2 protein-coding genes are annotated in these 1,585 nt (G+C 70.5%); both read right to left on the bottom strand.

All coding sequences use genetic code 11. The annotated features are described in order from the left end of the window. A partial coding sequence (locus AC1D15_RS31315; protein WP_477829105.1) for a substrate-binding domain-containing protein occupies window positions 1-645 on the bottom strand: 645 nt, incomplete at its 3' end. Window positions 646-723: 78 nt separating this feature from the next. Then, a partial coding sequence (locus AC1D15_RS31320) for a M66 family metalloprotease (RefSeq protein WP_477829106.1) occupies window positions 724-1,585 on the bottom strand: 862 nt, incomplete at its 5' end.

The following is a 1,585-nucleotide window of genomic DNA, read 5'->3' on the forward strand; positions in this document are numbered from 1 at the left end:
GGCATAGGTGGTGTAGTTCTGGATCTCGGGCGGCAGCATCCCGACCAGGTCGACGCCGGCCACCGGCAGCAGCTCGCTGACCTGCTGGATCGCCAGGTCGGCCTCGCCGCTGACCAGCTTCTCGGCCGACAGCCCGCCGGCCACCAGCACCGCCTTCGGCCGCACCACCTGCGCGATGCCGAGTTTCTCGAACAGGCCGTCGAGGTAGATGCCGCTGGTGCCGCCCGACGCGGGATCGATGTAGGCGATCTTGCGCACGTCGATCAGCGCGTGCCTGAACTCCTCGACCGTGCCGATCGCCGGCTTCGGCGCGCCGGCCTTCACCGCGACGCCGATCCCCACCTTGGCGAGCGGTGCGATGCTGTCGGGCAGTACCTTGCCGTCCCTGGCGAGCGGCTGCAGCGCCGCCGGCGTCAGCACCAGCAGGTCGAAGGCCTCGCCGCCGGCCACGCGCTTCGCGAGTGCACCGGCGGTGTCGTTCGCGACCTCGACCTTGTGGCCGGTGCGCGCCTCGAAGGCCGGCACCATCGCGACGACGACCTGCTTGAACGCGCCGCTGGTCAGCACCTTCACGGTGTCGGCGGTGGCCGGGGCGGCGCCGAATGCGAGCAGCACCAGCGCGATGGATGAGAGGGACCGGTGCATCGCAAGACCTCCTGGAAGACGGCGAGGTTCGCAGTTTGCACGGATCTGTGCCCCCGTCCGTGTGACGACCTGTGTTCCTCAGCGCGCCGGTCGCTTGACCACGGCGCCCGCCTTGCACGCCGCGGCGTCGAACTGCGTCGTGCCGGCCGCGCCCGGGCCGCCGCCGAAGCCCGCGGCCGGTGTCCATTCGTTGACCAGCGGGTAGCCGCTCGCGCCGAGGTCGGCCACGCGGATCGCGGTCAGCCTGGCCTGCCACTTCGAGCCGAACGGCGTGTTGAACAGCTGCAGCTTCGCCAGCCCGCCGTGGCCGGTCGGCAGGTTGACGGCGTAGGTGCCGAAGTTGTCGCCGCTCAGCACGTCCTTCGCGCTCGGCCGCACGTCGCCGTCCATCACGTGGTAGCCCATCGACAGCAGGTTGCGCAGCACCGTGCCGTCGGCATAGGTCGCCACCAGCGTGTAGTCGCAGCCGTTGTAGACGCAGTAGTAGCCGCCCCAGGCGCCGGGCGCGCTGCCGAGCGTCAGGTCCAGGTCGGCCTGCACCGTCGGGTCGAGCTGCTTCGGCAGGTTGCCGGTCCAGGCCGGCGTCACGACCATGCCGCTCGCGGTCGGCGACAGGTTGAAGTGCGATACCGTGCCGATCACCGTCTGCACCTGCTGCCCGGTCTTCAGCACGTCGGTGCCGATGCGGGCGCGGTCGCTGGCCGAGAGCTTCTCGAACGCGCCGCTGCCGCGGTTCCAGCGCTTGTAGCCGCCGTCGTAGCTGTCGTCGCGGAACACCTTGTCGAGGAAGCCTTCCTGCATCTGCGCCGCCTGGTAGTCGGAGAACGCGTTCCAGCGGTAGGTCTTGCCGTCGCGGTCGTCGTCGCCGCCCGACATCGGCGTGCGTTGGAAGCAGGTGCCGTCGACGGTGCGGCCGTCGCACGACTGGCCGCTGTACTCG

Source organism: Rhizobacter sp. P2_H2 (genome assembly GCF_056403375.1).